Origin of the sequence: Roseateles chitinivorans (assembly GCF_050632235.1) — a bacterium.
Classification (GTDB): Bacteria; Pseudomonadota; Gammaproteobacteria; order Burkholderiales; family Burkholderiaceae_C; genus Roseateles; species Roseateles chitinivorans_A.
On record NZ_CP192584.1, the window covers coordinates 6,179,436 to 6,197,954 of the forward strand.

Consider the following 18,519-nt stretch of genomic DNA (forward strand, 5'->3'; position numbering starts at 1 on the left):
GGGGGTGAGGGCCAGCGGCTGTCGCATGCGGAAGGCCAGGCGCGGGCGCTCCACGAGGCATGAGGGCGCCCTCCAGGACCCTCAGGCCTCATTCCGGCCCCACCCGCACTCGCTGCCCTCGGGTCTTGGGAATTCGATTGACTTCAGGCTTCGTCGCCGCCGATCGAGATGGCCAGACGGGCCATCCGGTAACGCATCTGGCGCAGCGACAGGCCCAGGCTCGCGCCGGCCGCCGTGCGGTTGTTGCGGTGACGTTCGAGCGCACGCAACAGGATCTGCTTCTCGACCTCGTCCAGGTAGGCCGCGAGATCGGACGGCAGCGGCGCGGCGCCGCCTGCTTCCGCAGGCAGCGTCGACCGCACCGGCGGCGCGCCTGTGCTGAAGGTGGCGTCGGCCGGCGCGTCGTCCAGGCCCAGCACGCTGTCCGGGAGACCGAGGTCGGCCAGGTCGATGCCGTCGCCGCTCGACAGCGCCAGCGCCCGATGCAGCAGGTTCTCGAGCTCGCGCACGTTGCCCGGGAAGCTGTAGCGCGACAGCGTCGACAAGGCAGCCGAGGTCAGCGCCGGCACGGGCTCCACGCCGGCATCCGCGGCGATGCGCAGCAGGATGCGCGCACTGATCGGCGCCAGGTCCTCCATGCGCTCGCGCAACGGCGGGACGCGGATCTGGATGACGTTGAGCCGGTAATACAAGTCCTGCCGGAAGCGGCCGCCCGCGACTTCCGCCGTCAGGTCCTTGTGCGTGGCGCTGAGCAGGCGCACGTTGACCGGGATCTCGGCCACCGCGCCGACGGGCCGCACCGAGCGCTCCTGCAACGCCCGCAGCAGCTTGGACTGCATCGCGATCGGCAGGTCGCCGATCTCGTCCAGGAACAGCGTGCCCCCTGCGCGGCCTGGAAGAAGCCCTCCCGGTCCTCGCTGGCGCCGGTGAAGGCGCCCTTGCGATAGCCGAAGAACTCGGCTTCCAGCAGCTGCTCCGGGATCGCGCCGCAGTTCACCGCGATGAAAGGCTGCGGTCGTCGCGCGCTGACGTCATGGATCGCGCGGGCGACCAGTTCCTTGCCGGTGCCGGACTCGCCGTTGATCAGCACCGGCGCCATGCTGCGCGCCACCTTCTCGATCAGTTCGCGCACCTGGCGCATCGGCGCCGATTCGCCCACCAGACGCGCGAGCGCCGAGGTGGAGCCGGTCAGGGGCGGCGCGGGACGGGGGCCTTGCGCCGCTCCGGCGTCCCGGGCCGGGGCGCGTCCATCGGGGGCAGCACGTCGAAGGTGCCGGGCGCGGTCGGTGCGAACGCGTCGTCCGCCGCGTCGGCAGCCTGGGCGGCGGCGCCCGGCAGCCGGCCGAACGAGCCCCCGCTGCGGGCCCGGGGCTCGCAACGGGCGACGACATCGACGACGACACGGGCGGCGCCGACGAGAAGGGCTTCGGCACCGTGCCTTCGGCCTTGGGCGCGCGTCCGAGCGCCGACGCGACCACCATGCGGAACTGGCGCAGATCGACGGGCTTGGTCAGGTAGTCGTAGGCGCCGGCCTTGAGCGCCTCGACGGCGTTCTCCGCCGAGCCGTAGGCGGTGATCACCAGGGCGCGCTCGCTGCGCCCTGCTGCTCGAGCCAGCGCAGGATGTCCAGCCCGCTGCCGTCGGGCAGCCGCATGTCGGTGATCACGGCGTCGTAGCGGCGGGCGCCGAGCAACTCCAGCGCGTCCTCGACGGTGCCCGCGCTGTCCAGCGTGAAGCCCTCGCGCAGCAGCGTCATCTCGTACAGGGTGCGCAGGTCGGGCTCGTCGTCGATGACCAGCAGGCGGGGATCAGCGCTCATGGAGTTCGGTATCGGGGAAATAGGAGTCGGGTCCCGCGGACGGGATCGAGGCCAGCACGCCGGCCGGCGTCGCCGCGCGCGGCAGCAGCACGCGGAATTCGTTGGCCTCGGCGTCCGCCGGGCCGCCCGTGGGGGCGGCATGGCGGTGGTAGCTGATGCGGCCGCCATAGCGTTCGCAGAGCTCGCGGCAAATGTACAGGCCGAGACCCGATCCGCGGCTGCGCGTCGAGAAGAAGGGTTCGAACAGATGCCGTTCGACATCCTGCGGAATGGCTTCAGCCCGGCTGAACACCGACAGGCGCACCCATTCGTCCGACTCGGCCAGTTGCACGCGCAGCGAGCCCGGCCCGGGCCGGGCATGTCGCAGCCCGTTGTCCAGCAGGTTGATCAGCACGCGGCGCAGGTGCTCCGGCTCGAAGCTGATGAGCAGCCCGTCGCGCCAGATCTCGATGCGCAGCGGGCTGGCGTCGCCCTCGGGCAGGCGCTGCGTGACGGCCCAGTCGGCGCAGTACTCGCGCACGAGCGGCGACGCCGCCAGCGTCAGCGACACGGGCGCGATGCCGGGCGCGACCTCCATCACGTCGTCGACCAGGCGTTTGAGGCGCTCGACGTTGGACGCCACCATCCGCGTCAACGGCTCCAGGCGCGGATCTTCCGCGAGGTCCTCGGCCATCAGCGCGTTGGCCTGGGCGATCGCCGTCAGCGGATTGCGGATCTCGTGCGCGATGCCGGCCGAGACGCGCCCCATCGCCGCCAGCTTCTCCTGCCGGTTGCGCGCCTCGAGCATCCGGTTGTCCTCGATGAAGAGCACGCACAGGTCGTCGCCGTCCACCGGCCGCTGCGTGAAGCGCATCCGCACGCGCAACGAGCGCTGCTTGCCGCGGCCGAAGTCCAGCAGCAGGTCACGGCCGGGCTCGGGCCATGGTTCGCCGCCGAACGCCTTCTCGATCGCGCGCAGCAACGGCTTCCAGGCCGGGGTCGCATCGAGCCGGAACGCACCCGAGCGCAGCGAGGCGCCCTCGGCGAGCAGCGCGCGCGCCGCCGGATTGGCGGTGCGCACCAGCCCGCGGCGGTCCGCGACGAGGACGCCCTCCTCCATCTCCTCGATGACCAGGCGGTTCAGGTCGGCCTGCTGGCGGGCGTACTCGAGGCTGCCGCGCGCGGCGCGCTCCTCGCGCGCGAGGCGGGAAGCGATCTCGTTGGACAGCAGCGTGACGACGAACAGCCCGCAGCCCAGCAGGCCGGCCTGGCTGATGCGCAACGCGCCGTCGCGCTCGCTCAGCACGGCCCAGCCGGACAGGGCCAGCAGCACCAGGCTCGGCAGCGCGGCGCAGCCCAGCGCCCGCAGGCGCGGCAGCAGCGCGCCGGCCATCAGCGCGGGCATGAAGAACAGCGCGCCGTAGGGGCCGCCCGGTTCCTGCAGCTGCAGCCCGGTGAACAGGAGGAGGTCGGCGCCGATGCTGACCAGGAACTGGCGGGCGCTGAGACCGGTCCGCTCCTTGGACGGCGCCTCGCCGCCGCCGAACCAGCGTGGCAGCAGCCACGCGAGCACCGTCTGCACGCCGTAGACGAGTGCCAGCAGCGCGATCCATCCGGTCGGCCGCGCGCCCATCAGCCCGGCCAGCGACTGCGTGGCCAGCAGGGCGAGGCCGAGTGCGGCGCGCGCGCCCATGAAGGCGCGATAGAGCCGCTGGATGGTGCTGGCGCTGATGGCGCCGCGGGCCTCGTTGGTGGCCATGCGTGCTCCGGCGCTCAGGTTCCGGAGGAGGCGCCGCGGGCGCGCTCCGCCGCGGCCGCATCCAGGCGGGCCTCATGGGCGGCGCGATGGGACGCGCTGCAGAACTCGCCGCCGCGGCCGGGCAGGGCCTCGCCGGCGGGCAGGTGCGTGCCGCACTCGGCGCAGCTCACCATGGCCTCGAGTTCACGCGCGGGCGGCGGTGCCGCCGGCGGAGGCGGTGCCGGGGCGCGCTCCTCGCGCGGCGCCGGCCGGCCCCGCTTGAAGCCGAGCATGAAGGCGACCACCGCCAGCAGGATGATCCAGAAGAGCAGCTTGATCACGATGAGGCGGTCGGTGAGGTGGTCGAAAGGATCGGGGACGAGGACATCAAGGGGCGATCTGCGGTCAGACCGGCGGGCGCTGCAGCACGACCTCGAGCACGAAGCGCGATCCCGCGTAGGACAGCAGCAGCAGCGCGGCGCCGAAGTACAGCCAGCGCGTCGCGCGCTTGCCGCGCCAGCCGAACACGCGACGACCGGTGAGCAGTCCGGTCAGCACGATCCAGCCGAGCACGGCGAACAGCGTCTTGTGGTCCCAGCGCCATTCAGGCGTGAAGGCAACCCCGAGCAGCAACGCGATCGACAGCACGACGACACCCGCGCCGACGAACTGGAAGGTCAGCCGCTCGAGCCGCAGCAGCGGCGTGCCGAAGGCGGGCGCGCCCTGCCCTTTCTGCAAGCGCATCTGGCGCTCGGCGCGGTTGAGCATCACCGCGTGCATCACCGCGACGCCGCACAGGCCGTAGGACGCCAGGCCCATCGCCCAGTGCAGCGGCGCCAACGGCGACCCGGCCTGCGGCCGGTACTCGCCGGGGAAGGCCCACGCCACCAGCATGACGGCCAGTCCGAGCACGCTGAGCAGCCGCTGCGCCGACGGCAGCGGCAGGAAGCGGCTTTCGACCAGGTAGACGCCGATCATGAGCCAGATCGTCATCGACAGCGACGGCGCGAATCCGAAGCGCGCCGCATGACCGCCGTTGACCGGCGCGGCGCCGATGCCGCCGATGTCCACGACCAGCGCGGCCAGGTGCAGCAGCCAGGCCAGGACCAGCACGGCGCGCCAGGTGCGGGGGCGGCGGTGGGCGAAGACGGCGGCGGCGGCATAGGCCAGTGCCCCGACGGCGCTGAGGGCGGCGAGGAGCAGGCCGCTGGGCTCGGCGGAGGCGGACGATAAAATCATCCTCAAAGTGTAATGAGGCGCGCCCGCTTGCGCGGGGCCGAAACGATGGCATCCACCCTGACCGATCGACTGAGCCGGCTCGTCAAGACCATGCGGGGCCAAGCCCGCATCACCGAGACCAATGTGCAGGACATGCTGCGCGAGGTCCGCATGGCGCTGCTGGAGGCCGACGTCGCGCTGCCCGTGGTGCGCGACTTCGTCGCCCGCGTGAAGGAGAAGGCGCTGGGCCAGGAGGTGGCCGCGTCGCTGAATCCGGGCCAGGTGCTGGTCTCGGTCGTCCACAAGGAACTGGCCGCGACGATGGGCGACGGCGTCGCCGACATCAACCTCGCCGCGCAGCCGCCCGCCATCATCCTGATGGCCGGCCTGCAGGGCGCCGGCAAGACGACGACGACCGCCAAGCTCGCCAAGCATCTGACCGAGAAGCGCAAGAAGAAGGTGCTGACGGTCTCCGCGGACGTGTACCGCCCGGCCGCGATCGAGCAGCTCAAGACGGTGACGAAGCAGGCCGGCGCCGAATGGTTCCCGTCGGCGCCGGACCAGAAGCCGCACGACATCGCGCTGGCGGCGCTGGACCACGCCAAGCGCCACTTCTTCGACGTGCTGCTGGTCGACACGGCCGGCCGGCTCGCCATCGACGAGGCGCTGATGGCCGAGATCCGTGACCTGCACGCGACGCTCAAGCCGGTGGAGACGCTGTTCGTCGTCGACGCGATGCAGGGTCAGGATGCGATCAACACCGCCAAGGCCTTCAAGGAAGCGCTGCCGCTGACCGGCATCGTGCTGACCAAGCTGGACGGCGACTCGCGCGGCGGTGCCGCGCTGTCGGTGAAGCAGATCACCGGCGCGCCGATCAAGTTCGCGGGCGTGTCGGAGAAGATCGACGGCCTGGAGGTCTTCGACGCCGAGCGCCACGCGGGCCGCGTGCTCGGCATGGGCGACATCGTCGCGCTGGTCGAGGAAGTGCAGAAGGGCGTCGACGTCGAGGCCGCGCAGAAGCTGGCCGAGAAGCTCAAGTCCGGCGACGGCTTCGACCTGAACGACTTCCTCGCGCAGATCTCGCAGATGAAGAAGATGGGCGGACTGTCCGGACTGATGGACAAGCTGCCCACGCAGATGACCGCCAAGGCCGGCCAGCCCGACATGGACAAGGCCGAGCGCGACATGAAGCGCATGGAAGGCATCCTCAACGCCATGACCGCCAAGGAACGCCGCCAGCCGGCGCTGCTGATGGACGGCAAGTCCAAGGCCAGCCGCAAGCGCCGCATCGCCGCGGGCGCGGGCGTCCATATCCAGGAAGTCAACCGCCTGCTCAACCAGTTCGACCAGATGCAGGGGATGATGAAGAAGATGAAGGGCGGCGGCCTGATGAAGATGATGAAGAAGATGGGCGGCCTCAAGAACCTCATGGGCGGTGGGGGCGGCGGGTTCCCGATGTGATCGTCACGCACCAATGACAAGGGCTCCAATTCGGAGCCCTTTGCTTTTGCGACCATCGCTGGATTGCTGAGTTCGGTGCGTTGGCCGCAGAGTCATGAGGCCCCGGCGGCAAGCGCCGAAACCTCACGACTCCCCGTCCCCATCCATCGCCGTCCTTCGACGGTTCTGCGATCGAGGACTTCGGGCGTTACTCCAGCAGCGCCTGCGCGAACTCGCGCGCGTCGAAGGTCTGCAGGTCTTCCAGCTTTTCGCCGACGCCGATGAAGTAGACGGGGATCGGCCGCTCGCGCGCGATCGCCGCGAGCACGCCACCCTTGGCCGTGCCATCGAGCTTGGTGACGATCAGCCCCGTCAGGCCGAGCGCATCGTCGAACGATTTCACCTGCATCAGCGCGTTCTGGCCAGTGTTGCCGTCGACGACCAGCAGCACCTCGTGCGGCGCCGTCTCCTGCGCCTTGCCGATCACGCGCTTGATCTTCTTGAGCTCCTCCATCAGGTGGAGTTGCGTCGGCAGGCGGCCGGCGGTATCGGCGATGACAACGTCGCAGCCGCGCGCCTTGCCGGCGACCACCGCGTCGAAGGTCACCGCGGACGGATCCCCGCCCTCCTGGCTGACGATCTGCACGCGGTTGCGGTCCGCCCACACGGCGAGCTGCTCGCGCGCCGCCGCGCGGAAGGTGTCCGCCGCGGCCAGCAGCACGTTGGCCTCGGCATCGGCCAGATGGCGCGTGAGCTTGCCGATGCTCGTCGTCTTGCCGGCACCGTTGACGCCGACCACCATCATCACCGTCGGCGAGTGCTCGCCGATCACGAGCTGGCGCTGCAGCGGCTGCAGCAGCTCCGTCAGCGCGTCCACGAGCAGTTGCCGCACGGCGGCCGGATCGCTGGCCTTGGCGTCCTTCACGCGACGCTTCAGGTCGTCGAGCAGGAACTCGGTCGCCTTCACGCCGGCGTCGGCCATCAGCAACGCGGCCTCAAGCTCTTCATACAGCGCGTCGTCGATCTGCGTGCCGGTGAAGACCTGGGAGATGCTCGACCCGGTCTTGCGCAGACCTTGGCGGAGCTTGTCCATCCAGCTCTTGCGCGGTGCCGGCTCAGGGACCGGCGCAGGCGCGGGCACAACCACCGCTACCGGAGTCACCGCCACGGGTGCGGGAGCAGGAGCGGGTTTCGGCGCGGCAACGGGCGCCGTCGGCGGGGTCAGGGGTTGCGGCGCGACCGGCGCGGGTGCCGGAGTCGACGTCGGCTCGATGGCGGGCGCGGGGGCAGCCGGAGGGAACGCGGTGTCGAGGGCCGGCGGCGCTTCGGGAGCGGGAGCCGGTGTGGGTTCGGCGGCGCCGAAGCCCAGTTTTTTCTTGAGGAAGCTGAACATGGAGGGGTCGAGTGGGACTCGCGCGCCGAAATTTCGATGCCGTGATCGGCGGGGCTTGCATTGTCTTCGAAAACTTTGCTATAGTCGCTGTCTTCGCAAGGCGCTTTAGCTCAGCCGGTTAGAGCGACGGAATCATAATCCGCAGGTCCGGGGTTCGAATCCCTGAAGCGCCACCAAATTTCAAAGCCCGCAAGACGCAAGTCTTGCGGGCTTTGTTCATTGGGCCAGAGTGGCACAACGTCCGCCATGGGCCACACCCCCCTCGCCGCTAGACTCGATCGAAATCAGGGGAGGCGGTCATGTACAGAAGATCGATGTTGGCGATGGTCACGGCAACTGCATTGGCGGGGTGCGCCTCGACGCCCTCGAACATGGTCCATGGAGATCAACGCCAATCGTCGCTGAGGCCTTCAGGCGACAAGGCCCTCGTGGTCGTCATGCGTGAGTCCATGCTCAAGGGCTCCATCGGCACATGGGCTGTTCACATGGATGGCCGCGAGGTTGCTCATCTAGGAACCGCAACGCATGCCGCCATCGAGCTTGCCCCGGGTGAGCATTTCTTGGGTGGTCCCATGGTGCAGCCCACACCGATCCGCGTGGAGGCGGACCGCACCTACTTCTACAACTACGACATCCCCTTCACGGGCGGCCAAGCCTATGAGCTTCTTCCTGAAGAGAAGGCCCGACTGCTGCTGGCGAAGTCCGTTCGGTGGGGACCTGGACATCCGCGTGCGGCAGATCTGTGAATGGATGATCCACGAGAAGCTGCCATCCCACCTCCAAGGGCGTTCAAAGGTGAAAGCCTGGATCTTCGAGAACTACACGCTCCTGTCGAAGAGCTACCCCTTCTGATCACGTCCAGGCCCGCAGCCATGCGGACCTGCTGATCCGGGGCCCTCGCCACCGCGAGGGCCTCTCCGCCTCAAGTCGCACTCAGCACCGTGTCGCCAGGTACCGTCCCGGCGGCTCACCCAGTGCCTTCCGGAACATCACGACGAAGTTGCTGGCGTTCTCGTAGCCCAGCCCCTCCGCGACATCCTGGACCGCCGCGCCTTTCGCGAGCCACTGCAGCGCCAGCAGCAGATGCAGCTGCCGACGCCAGCGGCCGAAGCTCATCCCGGTCTCGCGAGCGATCAGCCGCGACAAGGTGCGGGCACTCAGGTCCATCCATCCTGCGCAAGCCTCGATGCTGCCGCGCTCTGCCGGGTGGGTCATCATCCAATCGACGAGGGGACGCAACCGCCCATCGGCCGGCATCGGCAAGTGGAGCCGCCCTGCCGGCGCCAAGGCCAGTTCATCCAGAAGCAGCGCCACGAGTCGCGGGGCCATGCCCTCCTCCGCATAACGCATCGGCAGCGCCGCTGAACGAATGACCAGTTCCCGCAGCAACGGCGTAGTGGCCAGGGTGCAGCACTGTGCCGGCAACGGGCCGCAGACCGCCGGATCCACGTACACCACGTAGCACTCCACCCGCCCTGCGGTCTCCATTCGATGCTGGACGCCAGCCGACACCCAGATGCCCTGTCCGGGCGGCACGAGCCAGAACCCGCCTTCGACCTCACAGGTCAGCACGCCCCGCATCCACAGGAGGAACTGTCCCTTGCGATGCGCATGGAAAACCGCCTCCCGCCCCTGCTGCGACGGCGTGGCGCCGTGATCGACGTCCACCCAATCGGTCGCATCCAGTCCCACCGCGCCCAAGGTCACCACGGGGCGAGGAACAAGATCGGGCTCCTCCCAATCGACGGGCGAATCATTCGAAAACAGTGGCATGAGGCGGTCGTGCTGCCCGGAAAGGGCCTGGCAGGAATTCAACAGATCTTGGCATGACCGCTTCTTGTGACCAATACCCCGCCCAACCTAACGTCCGCCCATCCCAGCCAACGGATGTGAACGCGAACCCATGACAAGCAGCAAGAAGATCCTGATCTGCGGCGGCGGCATTGCCGGCCCCGCCTGTGCGTACTGGCTGAGGCAATACGGCTTCTCGGTCGTCATCGCCGAGAAGGCGATGTCGTTCCGCGACGGAGGGCAGAACGTCGACGTGAAGGGTGCCGGGCAGCAGGTCATCCGGCGCATGGGACTGGACGACCAGGTCCAGGCACTCAACACGGGCGAGTGTGGACAGAAATGGCTGGACGCCAATGGGAAGGTCGTCGCCGTCTTTCCGAAGGACGGCTTCGGCAGCCTGACCAGCGACTTCGAGATCCTGCGGGGCGACTTCGCGCGACTGCTGTTCGAGGCCACACGAGACAGCTGCGAATACCGCTTCGGACGACACGTCACGGATATCGTGGACGGCGACGAGGGCGCGCTCGTCATCTTCGACGACGGAACCCAGGAGACCTTCTCGCTCGTCATCTGCGCCGAAGGCCTCGGCTCGTCGACGCGCAGCCTGAAGCTCGGCGCCCAGACACGGATGCGCCATCTCGGCGCATGGATGGCCTTCTTCAAGATCCCGAAGCGCCCGGGCGACGATCTCTGGGCGCATTCGGTCAACGGCATCGGCGGCACGATGATCAACCTGCGACCGGGAAGCGCGACGGAGACGACCGCGCTGGTCACCTTCCCCGCCGAGCCCGCCGAGTTGGACGGCGCCGCACACCGGTCTCGACGGGACCTGCTGGTCGCCGCGCTCCAGGGACGCGGCACCATCGCCGATCGCCTGATCGACGCCTTGGACACGGTGCAGGACTTCTACTTTGGGCCGTTGAGCCAGGTCCAGGCCTCGACCTGGTCGGTCGGCCGATTGGTCCTGCTGGGTGATGCGGCGCACTGCCCCACGCCGTTCACGGGCAAGGGCACCGCGCTGTCGCTGGTCGGCGCCTACGTGCTGGCGGGAGAACTCAGCAAGGCCGCCTCACACACGGAGGCGTTCCGCGCGTACGAGGCGTTGTTGCGCCCCTACGCCGAGCACTGCCAGCAGGAACTCAGCCCCCGCTTCGTCCGCCTCATGCATGTCCGCACGCCGGTCGGCATCGCCATCGCGCGGGTCCTGCAACGGTTCTTCGGCAGCGCGCCCATGCAGCGCCTGTTGACACCGAGCCCGGCTCGTCGCGCCCGGCAGGTCGAAGAAGACTTCGTCCTGCCGGTCTATTGACGACGCCGCGCGAACTCAGCGCGAGCTCAATTGCAGCTCAGGGTCGCCAGGTTCTTCCCAGCCCCGGCCACGGTCAGCAGCTTCTGCTTCACGCAGGCCGGCGTGTGCACCGTGTACGAATACGGGATCCCGACGGGGAAGTTCGCCGTCGTCACCCAATCGGTCGCGTCGCGCGACGGGCTCGAACCGCTGGCCACCCACTTGATCCCGTAGGTCGCGAAGTCGGCCGGGCTGCGCACGTTGTTGTTGCGCAGTTCCCAGTAGCCGATCGACGAGCTGTCCCGCGAGGTCACCGGGTTCTGCGCGTTCTCGAAGTAGTTGCCCTCGATCAGCGCGTACGCCCCCATCCGGATGTTGGCGCCCGAGGTCAGCACGCCCGAGTACAGGTTGTTGTACAGGTGCGTGTAGCCCGCGCGTTGCAGCGGCAGCCGCGAGCCGACGTTGCTGTACACGTTGTGGTGGAAGGTGATGTAGCGGTCGCTCGCGTCGCTGTCGCTCGATCCGATCAGGCCGACCTTGTGGTGGTCGTGCAGATAGTTGTACGAGTAGGTGATGTGATGCGCGCCGGCCTTGCTGTCGATGAGGCCGTCGAACTCCAGGTCGCCGGCGCCGGAACATTCGGCGGTCGAGCTGAACAGCGTGTTGTGGTCGATCCAGACGTAGCCCGGGAACTTGCCGCTCTGGCCTTCGATGCCGATGGCATCGATGGATCCGGGCAGCAGACCGATCGTCATGTTGCGGATGATGATGTTGGTCGCCGCGGCCTTGATCGCGAGCCCGAAGTTCGCGGCGGAACCGTTGACGCCTTCGATCGTGACGTTGCTCTTGTTCTTGACCTCGACGACGGCGCCCGCCGCCTTCTTCCACTGCGTGCAGGGATCGGGGATGGTGCCGAAATCGAAGGTGCCCGCGTAACGGATCACCAGGCCGCCGGTGCCGCTGTAGGCATCGATCGCGGCCTGCATCTGCGCCGCGGTCGTGACGGTGACCGGCGTCGCCGAACCGCCGCCGGTGACCTGCCCCGCGTAGCCGCCGCTGTGGCCGGCCGGGGCCGGTGACGGCGCGGGGGAAGGCGATGGCGCCGGCGAGGGGGACGGCGCCGGAGACGGCGAAGGCGCCGGGGAACCGGCCGGTCCCACCGCGCATTTCTCGGCCTTGCCCGGGTTGGGATCCGCGCCGCCGAAGGTCGCCGACGTGCAGGCGACGTCGCCCTTCAAGCTCTTGATGACCCACTTGTCCTTCACGCCGAAGGAGACCTGGCGCGCCGTGTCGCCGACCTTGCAGGTGCCGCCCTCGTCCGCGCACTTGGAGTAGCCGGACGGCCAGTCCACCGCGTGCGCCGCGCCCATCGGCGCGACGGCGCCGACCACGACCGCCATCGCCATCAGACCGTGCCGCGGGCTCGGCGCGCGCAGCGCTGCGGCGGTCGTCGGCTTCGGCGCGACCAGCACAGCGGACTCGTCAATTCGGATGTTCTTCATCGAATGTCTCCCAATGTCGTTGAAGCGATCGGCGTGGGCATGGCTCCGCCCTCACCGGCCACCGGTGAATCAAAAAATGCTCGGGAACCAACGCCGTTTCCTCCGCCTCGCGCGACGCGGACCAGCAGGATCCGCATCGGGGACGGTGGCCGTCGGCACAGGCCACGTGTCGACACGCCAGCGCGCAGGCGCGGCCATGTCGACAACGGGAGGCAGACTAACGAGGTCGTCTAATTTCGGAAAGGCGTTTTACATTTGCCGATCTAGCGTTACGGATTTCCATTTCTGGTGACCGCCACCGCATCGGACGCTCCCGCGTCCGCCTTCATCTCCACCGGCTGCTGCCATCCTCCGCCGAGCGCCCTCACGAGCGCCACGGTCGCGCGGCGTTGCCGCGTGGCGAGATCCACCGCGCTGCGACGCGCCTGCAAGCCGGCGGTCTGCGAGGTGACCACCTCCAGGTAGGCCGCCGCGCCGGCGCGATAACGGTTCGTCGCCAGCATGAGCGAGCGCTCCGCCGCGTCGACGGACTTGTTCTCCGACTCCAGCGCTTCGCCGTAGCGATCGAGCAGGACCAGTTGGTCCTCGACCTGCTGGAACGCCGCGAGCACCGTGCCGCGATAGCGCTGCGCCGATTCGTCCAGCGCCGCGGATGCGCGAGCCTCCTCGGCCTTGCGTCGGCCGCCGTCGAACAGGTTGTAGGCCAGCGTTGGCCCGATGGCCCAGAACAGGTTGGGCGCTTCGAGGAAACGGCCGAAGTCGCTGCTCTGGAAGCCGCCTTGCGCGCTCAGCACGACCGAGGGGAAGAACGCCGTCTTCGCCACGCCCAGCGTCGCGGTCGCCGCCACGACGCGCTGCTGCGCCGCGGCGATGTCGGGACGGCGCTCCAGCAAGGTCGACGGCAGGCCCGGCGGCACCACCGGCATCGCCAGATCCAGCGACGCGGCCGGCTCGATGCGGAAGCTCGAAGCGTTGGCGCCGACCAGCGCGGCGATCGCGTGCTCCAGCACCGCACGTTGAGCCTGCGACTGCTTGCGCTGCGAACGCGCCGACTCCAGTTGGCCTTCCGCTCGCGCCTGGTCAAGACCTGACGCGATGCCGGCCTGATGTCGACGGGAGATCAGGTCGAACGCCCGCGTGTAGGCCTCCTCGGCATCGGCGAGCAAGGCGTTGTCGCGATCGAGTCCGCGCAGCTGCAGCAAGGAATCGGCCAACTGCGCCTGCAGTGCCAGCCGCGCCGCGGCGAGGTCCGCCGCCGCCGCCCGCTCCGACGCCAGTCCGGCGCGGACCTGCTGCGAGATGCGTCCCCACAGATCCACTTCGTAGCTCAGGTCCAGGCCCAGCGTCGCGCTGTTGTACCAATCGGGCGAGGTCGGCCCGAGCACGCGCAACGGGCGACGTTCCGATTGCCGGTCGCGCTGCCCGTTGAGCGAGCTGTTCAGCGTCGGCGATTGCGCCGAGCGCAGGCTGTCGGTCGCGGCCTTGGCCTGCTGGTAGCGGGCCAGCGCCGACGCGAGGTCGGGACTGTTCTCGATCAGCCGCTGTTGCAGCGCGTCGAGCTCGGGATCGCCGTAGCCCTTCCACCAGCCGTCGAAGGCGATGGGCGCGGTAGTCGAGGAGCCCGCCTCGACCCACGGACCCCGAGCCTCCTTGAATCCCGTCGCCATCGGCACTTCCGGCAGCACCGTCTTCGGCGGCTGGGCACAGCCGGCGATCAATGCGGCCATCAGTGCGCCGACGGCGAGCGTGACGCCGCGGACGGCGCCGGCGGACGGACGCGTCCTCATGTGCGGCCCTTCGCCGATGCCGCCGATCCCGGCGCGGCTGCAGGTTGCGCGACGCGCACCACGTCGCCGTCGGCGATGCCGTCCGGTGGATTCGCGATGACGCGGTCCGCGGCGGTCAACCCGCCGCCGAGCTCGATGCGCGTGCCCATGTCGCGCGCGATCGTGACCTTGCGCAGCTTCACGCGATTGCTCGCGTCGACCGTCGCGACCTGCACGCCGTCCTTGTTGATGATCACGGCACCCGGCGGCAGCGACACCGCCGCGTTCGCCTGCAGGTTCGCTTGCCCGTTCACCTGCCCGTTCACCTGCCCGCTCGCCTGGGCGATCGCGGAAGCGGGCGCCGCGCCGTCGAAGCGCACGGTCGCGAAGCCGCCCGGCAGCAGTTCGTCCTTGTCGTTGTCGACGGCGAGCTGCACCAGCATCGCGCCGCTCGCCGTGTTGATGGCCTGCGAGGTCGACTGCACCGTCGCCGCGAAGCGCTGGCCCGGCCGCTCAGGCACCGTCAGCACGGCCTTGCCGCCCGCCCGCACCTGCGCGACCTGACGCTGCGGCACGTTGACGTAGACCCTCAGCTTGCGCGTGTCGGAGACGACGAACAGCTCGCTGCCCGGCGCGCCGCCGATGTTGATCAGCGCGCCCACGTCGGTGTTGCGCGCGGTGACGACGCCGTCGAACGGCGCCGTCAACTGCGTGAAGCGCTTCAGCGCCTCGATGCGATCGACGTTGGCCTGCAACGCCGTGACCTGCGACTGCTTGGCGGTCATGTCGCCGGTGCGCTCGTCCACTTCCTGCTTGGACACCGAGTCCGATTCCAGCAGGCCCTGCCAGCGCTTGGCCGTGCTCGCCGCGAGCGCGGCATTGCTGCGCGCGGTCGCGAGTTCGGCCTTGGCCTGCATCAGCTGCTGGTCGAGGTCGGGCGTCTCGATCTCGGCGAGCTGCTGCCCGGCCTTGACCTTGCCGCCGATGTCGACGTTCCAGCGCTTCAGATAACCGCTGACCCGCGCGTAGATCGGCGCGCGCGACCAGGCCTCGATCCGCGCGGGCAGCTCCAGGCCACCCTCGGTCAAAGGCTGGGGCGAGACCAAGGCGACGCTGGGCTGGCCGCGCTCGTCGGCGGTGCTCTGCAGCTGCTCGGCGTTGGACTTGCGGGACCACAGACCCGCCGCCACCACCGCGATCGCGATGACGACCGCGACGGTCGCGGCGAGCTTGAAGCGCGCGGGAGGACGCGAGGACACCACGGTGTTGTCGTTATCAGTTCGCATGGGATGCATCTCCGGCCCCGGGCAGCGCGGTGGCGGCGCCGGCGGTCAAGTCGTTCGATTCGGAAAGGTCGGCGGCGGGTCCGGTCTTGCGGTGGTGTCGGTGCACGATGCTGAACACCACCGGCACGAAGACCAGCGTCGCGAAGGTGGCGAAGACCAGGCCGCCGATCACGGCGCGACCCAGCGGCGCGTTCTGCTCGCCGCCCTCGCCCAGGCCCAGCGCCATCGGCAGCATGCCGATGACCATCGCCAGCGCCGTCATCAGCACCGGACGGAAGCGCACGAAACCGGCCTCCATCGCGGCCGCGTAGGCGTCGCCCAGTTCCTCCAGCCGCTCCCGCGCGAAGCTGATCACCAGCACGCTGTTGGCGGTCGCCACGCCCATGCACATGATGGCCCCCGTCAACGCGGGCACCGACAAGGTCGTCCCGGTCGCGAAGAGCATCCACACGATGCCGGCCAGCGCCGCGGGCAACGCCGACACGATCACCGCCGGGTCCAGCCAGGACTGGAAGTTCACGACGATCAGCAGGTAGATCAGCACCACCGCGCCAAGCAGCCCGAACAGCAGGCCCGAGAACGCGCGGTCCATCGTGCGCACCTGGCCGAGCAGCTGCACGTTGGAGCCCTTGGGCACGTCGGCCTGCGTGTCGGCGAGCACCTTGCGGATGTCGCGCGCGACCGCGCCGAGGTCGCGGTCCTGCGTCGTCGCATGGATCTGCACCATCGTCGCGACGTCGTACTGGCTGATCAGCGCCGGGCTGTTGACGCGCTGGAAGGTCGCCACGCCGCCCAGCGTCGAGGTCCCCGGCTGGCTGCCGTTGCCGATGGGCAGGTTGCTCAGCGCGGCCAGCGAGTCCAGCTGATGCTGCGGCGTCTGCATCACGATCGAGTAGCTGACGCCGTTCTGCGGATTCAGCCAGAAGGTCGGCGCGACCTGGCTGCTGCCTGCCAGGTTCACGACCAGGCTGTTGGCCACGTCGCGCGTGGTCAGGCCCTGCAGCTGCGCCTGCGTACGGTCGACGTCGACGTTGAAGGTCGGCGCCTTGTTGGACTGCTGGATGCGCGCGTCGGCCACGCCAGGGATCGCCTTGATGCGCTTGAGCAGTTGCTGCGCGTAGGCGAAGTTGGACTCCACGTCGCGCCCCCGCACCTGCACGTCGATGGGCGCGGGCGCGCCGAAGTTCAGGATCTGGCTGACGATGTCGGCCGGCGGGAACGAGAAGGTCGTGTCCGGGAACTCGCGCGGCAGGACCTGGCGCAGCTGGCGCACGTAGTCGGCCGTCGGCGCATGGCCCTCCTTCAGCGCGATCTGGAAGTCGCCGTCGGAGGTGCCCAGCACGCCGGTGTTGTTGTAGGTCAGGTTGATCGACGACGGCGGCAGGCCGATGTTGTCGACCATGGTCTCGATCTTGTCGGACGGGATGACGCGGCGGATCGCCTGCTCGATCTTGGCGAAGCGCGCGGCGGTCTCCTCCACGCGCGTGCCCACCGGCACCCGCGCGTGCATCAGGATCTGGCCCGAATCGACCTGCGGGAAGAAGTTGCTGCCGATGAAGGGCACCAGCGCGAAGGACGCCAGCACCACCACCGCGAAGCCGATCAGGAACGGCTTCTTGCTCTTCAGCGCGGCCTCGAGCATCCGCCGGTAGCCCTCGCGCACGCGCTCGAAGCGGGCCTCGAAGTTGCGCTGGAAGCGCACCAGCGGATTGCGCGACGGCGGCTGCGCCAGATGCCCGTGACCGTCGGTCAGCGGCGCATGCGGATGCAGCAGGTACTTGGCCATCGTCGGCACCAGCGTGCGCGACAGGATGAACGAGCACACCATCGCGAAGATCACCGCCTCGGCCATCGGCACGAACAGGAAGCGCGACACGCCTTCCAGGAAGAACATCGGGATGAACACGATGCAGATGCACAGCAGCGAGACGAAGGCCGGCGTCACGATCTGCTGCGCGCCGTCCATGATCGATTCCTCGACGCCCTTGCCGTGCTCCAGGTGCCAGTTGATGTTCTCGATGGTCACCGTCGCGTCGTCGACCAGGATGCCCACCGCCAGCGCGAGTCCGCCCAGCGTCATCAGGTTGAGCGTCTCGCCGATCGCCGCCAGGCCGATGATCGAGCCGAGGATGGACAGCGGGATCGACACCGCGATGATCACCGTCGAGCGCCAGCTGCCCAGGAACAGCAGGATCATCAGGCTGGTCAGCGCGGCGGCGATGGCGCCTTCGATCGCGACGCCCTTGATGGCGGCGCGCACGAAGACGGACTGGTCGTTGATCGGCTTGACCTCGAGCTCGTCGGGCAGCGACGGTCGCAGTTCGCCTAGCTTGGCGCGCACGCCGTCGACGATCGCGAGCGTGGACGCCGCGCCGTTCTTCAGCACCGACATCAGCACCGAGCGCCCGCCGTCCACATGGACGATGTTGGTCTGCGGCGCGTTGCCGTCGTGCACGTCGGCGACGTCGCGCAGGTAGATCGTCGAGCCGTTGACCACCTTCACCGGCAGCCGGCCCAGTTCCTCGATCGCGGACGGCGCGCTGTTGAGCTGCAGCGTGTATTCGAGTTCGCCGATCTTCTGCGTTCCGATCGGCGTGAGCACGTTCTGCGTCGCCAGCGCGGTGGCCACGTCCTGCGCTGACAACCCGCGCGCCTGCAGCGCGGCAGGGTTGACGTCGATCTGCACCTGACGCTGCTTGCCGCCATAGGGCAGCGGGATCGCCGCGCCGGGCACGGTCACCAGCGGCGTGCGGATGGTGTTGAAGCCAAGGTCGAACAGCTGCTGCTCCGACAGGCCCTTGCCCGACAGCGCCAGCTGCAGGATGGGCACCGTGGCGGCGTTGTAGTTCAGGATCAGCGGCGGCGTGGTGCCTGCCGGCATCTGCCGCACGGCGACCTGCGCGACGGCGGTGACCTGCGCGTTGGCCACCGCGATGTTCACGCCCGGCTGGAAGAAGATCTTCACCACCGAGACGCCGGGATAGGTGTTGGCCTCGATGTGCTCGATGTCGTTGACGGTGGTCGTCAGCGTGCGCTGGAACAGCGTCGAGATGCGCCCGGCCATCTGGTCCGGCGGCAGTCCGGTGAACTGCCAGGCCACCGCGATCACCGGCACCTTGATCTCCGGGAAGATGTCGGTGGGCGTGCGCATGGCCGCCAGCGGGCCGATGATCAGCAGCAGCAGCGCCAGCACGAAGAAGGTGTAAGGGCGTCGCAGCGCGACGCGCACGGCGGCCATCAGCATGGACGGATTCCCACGATCGTTGTCATCGTTGCTCTCTGGTGGACGACCGTTGTCC

Annotated in this window: 12 protein-coding genes, 1 tRNA gene and 1 pseudogene; 4 read left to right on the forward strand and 10 right to left on the reverse strand. The window is 69.0% G+C overall.

Features of this window, described 5'->3' with window-relative positions; translation table 11 throughout:
• Positions 1 to 143: 143 nt before the first annotated feature.
• From ACQ859_RS28315 to ACQ859_RS28330, 4 genes and pseudogenes are all read right to left on the reverse strand, one after another.
• Positions 144 to 1,819: pseudogene (locus tag ACQ859_RS28315) on the reverse strand (sigma-54-dependent transcriptional regulator).
• Positions 1,809 to 3,557: a sensor histidine kinase gene (locus ACQ859_RS28320; protein WP_431263777.1), complete on the reverse strand. Its 1,749-nt coding sequence runs from the start codon at positions 3,555 to 3,557 to the stop codon at positions 1,809 to 1,811. The pseudogene ACQ859_RS28315 and the gene ACQ859_RS28320 overlap by 11 nt, the downstream one beginning before the upstream one ends.
• 14 nt (positions 3,558 to 3,571) lie before the next feature.
• A complete protein-coding gene (locus ACQ859_RS28325; protein ID WP_431263778.1) occupies positions 3,572 to 3,877 on the reverse strand; it encodes a PP0621 family protein in 306 nt (101 codons plus the stop codon).
• A gap of 64 nt (positions 3,878 to 3,941) precedes the next feature.
• Positions 3,942 to 4,775, reverse strand: a complete 834-nt coding sequence (locus ACQ859_RS28330) for a cytochrome C assembly family protein (protein WP_431263779.1) — start codon at positions 4,773 to 4,775, stop codon at positions 3,942 to 3,944.
• Between the two features lie 45 nt (positions 4,776 to 4,820).
• On the opposite strand from ACQ859_RS28330, the gene ffh reads away from it, so the two are divergent.
• Entirely contained in the window at positions 4,821 to 6,215 is a 1,395-nt protein-coding gene (gene ffh / locus ACQ859_RS28335) for a signal recognition particle protein (protein WP_431263780.1), read from the forward strand.
• 187 nt (positions 6,216 to 6,402) lie between these two features.
• Here ffh and ftsY read toward each other — a convergent pair whose 3' ends face one another.
• Positions 6,403 to 7,587 carry a signal recognition particle-docking protein FtsY gene (ftsY, locus tag ACQ859_RS28340; RefSeq protein ID WP_431263781.1) on the reverse strand — a complete coding sequence of 395 codons (1,185 nt, stop codon included), beginning with the start codon at positions 7,585 to 7,587 and terminating at the stop codon, positions 6,403 to 6,405.
• Between the two features lie 99 nt (positions 7,588 to 7,686).
• Here ftsY and ACQ859_RS28345 point away from each other — a divergent pair.
• Positions 7,687 to 7,763: transfer RNA gene (locus ACQ859_RS28345), tRNA-Met, on the forward strand.
• Positions 7,764 to 7,901: 138 nt separating this feature from the next.
• Positions 7,902 to 8,333, forward strand: coding sequence for a hypothetical protein (locus ACQ859_RS28350; protein ID WP_431263782.1), 432 nt, complete (start codon positions 7,902 to 7,904; stop codon positions 8,331 to 8,333).
• Positions 8,334 to 8,520: 187 nt separating this feature from the next.
• Here the strand turns inward: ACQ859_RS28350 and ACQ859_RS28355 are convergent, their stop codons facing one another.
• Positions 8,521 to 9,360, reverse strand: coding sequence for an AraC family transcriptional regulator (locus ACQ859_RS28355; RefSeq protein ID WP_431263783.1), 840 nt, complete (start codon positions 9,358 to 9,360; stop codon positions 8,521 to 8,523).
• Positions 9,361 to 9,490: 130 nt separating this feature from the next.
• On the opposite strand from ACQ859_RS28355, the gene ACQ859_RS28360 reads away from it, so the two are divergent.
• A complete protein-coding gene (locus ACQ859_RS28360) occupies positions 9,491 to 10,687 on the forward strand; it encodes an FAD-dependent monooxygenase (protein ID WP_431263784.1) in 1,197 nt (398 codons plus the stop codon).
• 26 nt (positions 10,688 to 10,713) lie between these two features.
• On the opposite strand, the gene ACQ859_RS28365 is transcribed toward ACQ859_RS28360, so the two are convergent.
• From ACQ859_RS28365 to ACQ859_RS28380, 4 genes are all read right to left on the reverse strand, one after another.
• Positions 10,714 to 12,168: a pectate lyase family protein gene (locus tag ACQ859_RS28365; RefSeq protein ID WP_431263785.1), complete on the reverse strand. Its 1,455-nt coding sequence runs from the start codon at positions 12,166 to 12,168 to the stop codon at positions 10,714 to 10,716.
• Between the two features lie 269 nt (positions 12,169 to 12,437).
• Complete coding sequence (locus ACQ859_RS28370) at positions 12,438 to 13,955, reverse strand: efflux transporter outer membrane subunit (RefSeq protein ID WP_431263786.1); 1,518 nt, start codon at positions 13,953 to 13,955, stop codon at positions 12,438 to 12,440.
• On the reverse strand, positions 13,952 to 15,220 hold the full coding sequence (locus tag ACQ859_RS28375; protein ID WP_431263787.1) for an efflux RND transporter periplasmic adaptor subunit: 1,269 nt from the start codon (positions 15,218 to 15,220) through the stop codon (positions 13,952 to 13,954). Before ACQ859_RS28375 ends, ACQ859_RS28370 begins: the two co-directional genes overlap by 4 nt.
• Entirely contained in the window at positions 15,210 to 18,461 is a 3,252-nt protein-coding gene (locus tag ACQ859_RS28380) for an efflux RND transporter permease subunit (protein WP_431266679.1), read from the reverse strand. Before ACQ859_RS28380 ends, ACQ859_RS28375 begins: the two co-directional genes overlap by 11 nt.
• Positions 18,462 to 18,519: the final 58 nt, after the last annotated feature.

Coding starts and splice junctions, on each gene's coding strand:
- ACQ859_RS28350 (WP_431263782.1), top strand. CDS start 7,902: ATGTTGGCGATGGTCACGGCAACTGCATTGGCGGGGTGCGCCTCGACG.
- ACQ859_RS28330 (WP_431263779.1), bottom strand. CDS start 4,775: ATGATTTTATCGTCCGCCTCCGCCGAGCCCAGCGGCCTGCTCCTCGCC.
- ACQ859_RS28370 (WP_431263786.1), bottom strand. CDS start 13,955: ATGAGGACGCGTCCGTCCGCCGGCGCCGTCCGCGGCGTCACGCTCGCC.
- ACQ859_RS28365 (WP_431263785.1), bottom strand. CDS start 12,168: ATGAAGAACATCCGAATTGACGAGTCCGCTGTGCTGGTCGCGCCGAAG.
- ACQ859_RS28320 (WP_431263777.1), bottom strand. CDS start 3,557: ATGGCCACCAACGAGGCCCGCGGCGCCATCAGCGCCAGCACCATCCAG.
- ACQ859_RS28360 (WP_431263784.1), top strand. CDS start 9,491: ATGACAAGCAGCAAGAAGATCCTGATCTGCGGCGGCGGCATTGCCGGC.
- ACQ859_RS28355 (WP_431263783.1), bottom strand. CDS start 9,360: ATGCCACTGTTTTCGAATGATTCGCCCGTCGATTGGGAGGAGCCCGAT.
- ACQ859_RS28375 (WP_431263787.1), bottom strand. CDS start 15,220: ATGCGAACTGATAACGACAACACCGTGGTGTCCTCGCGTCCTCCCGCG.
- ftsY (WP_431263781.1), bottom strand. CDS start 7,587: ATGTTCAGCTTCCTCAAGAAAAAACTGGGCTTCGGCGCCGCCGAACCC.
- ffh (WP_431263780.1), top strand. CDS start 4,821: ATGGCATCCACCCTGACCGATCGACTGAGCCGGCTCGTCAAGACCATG.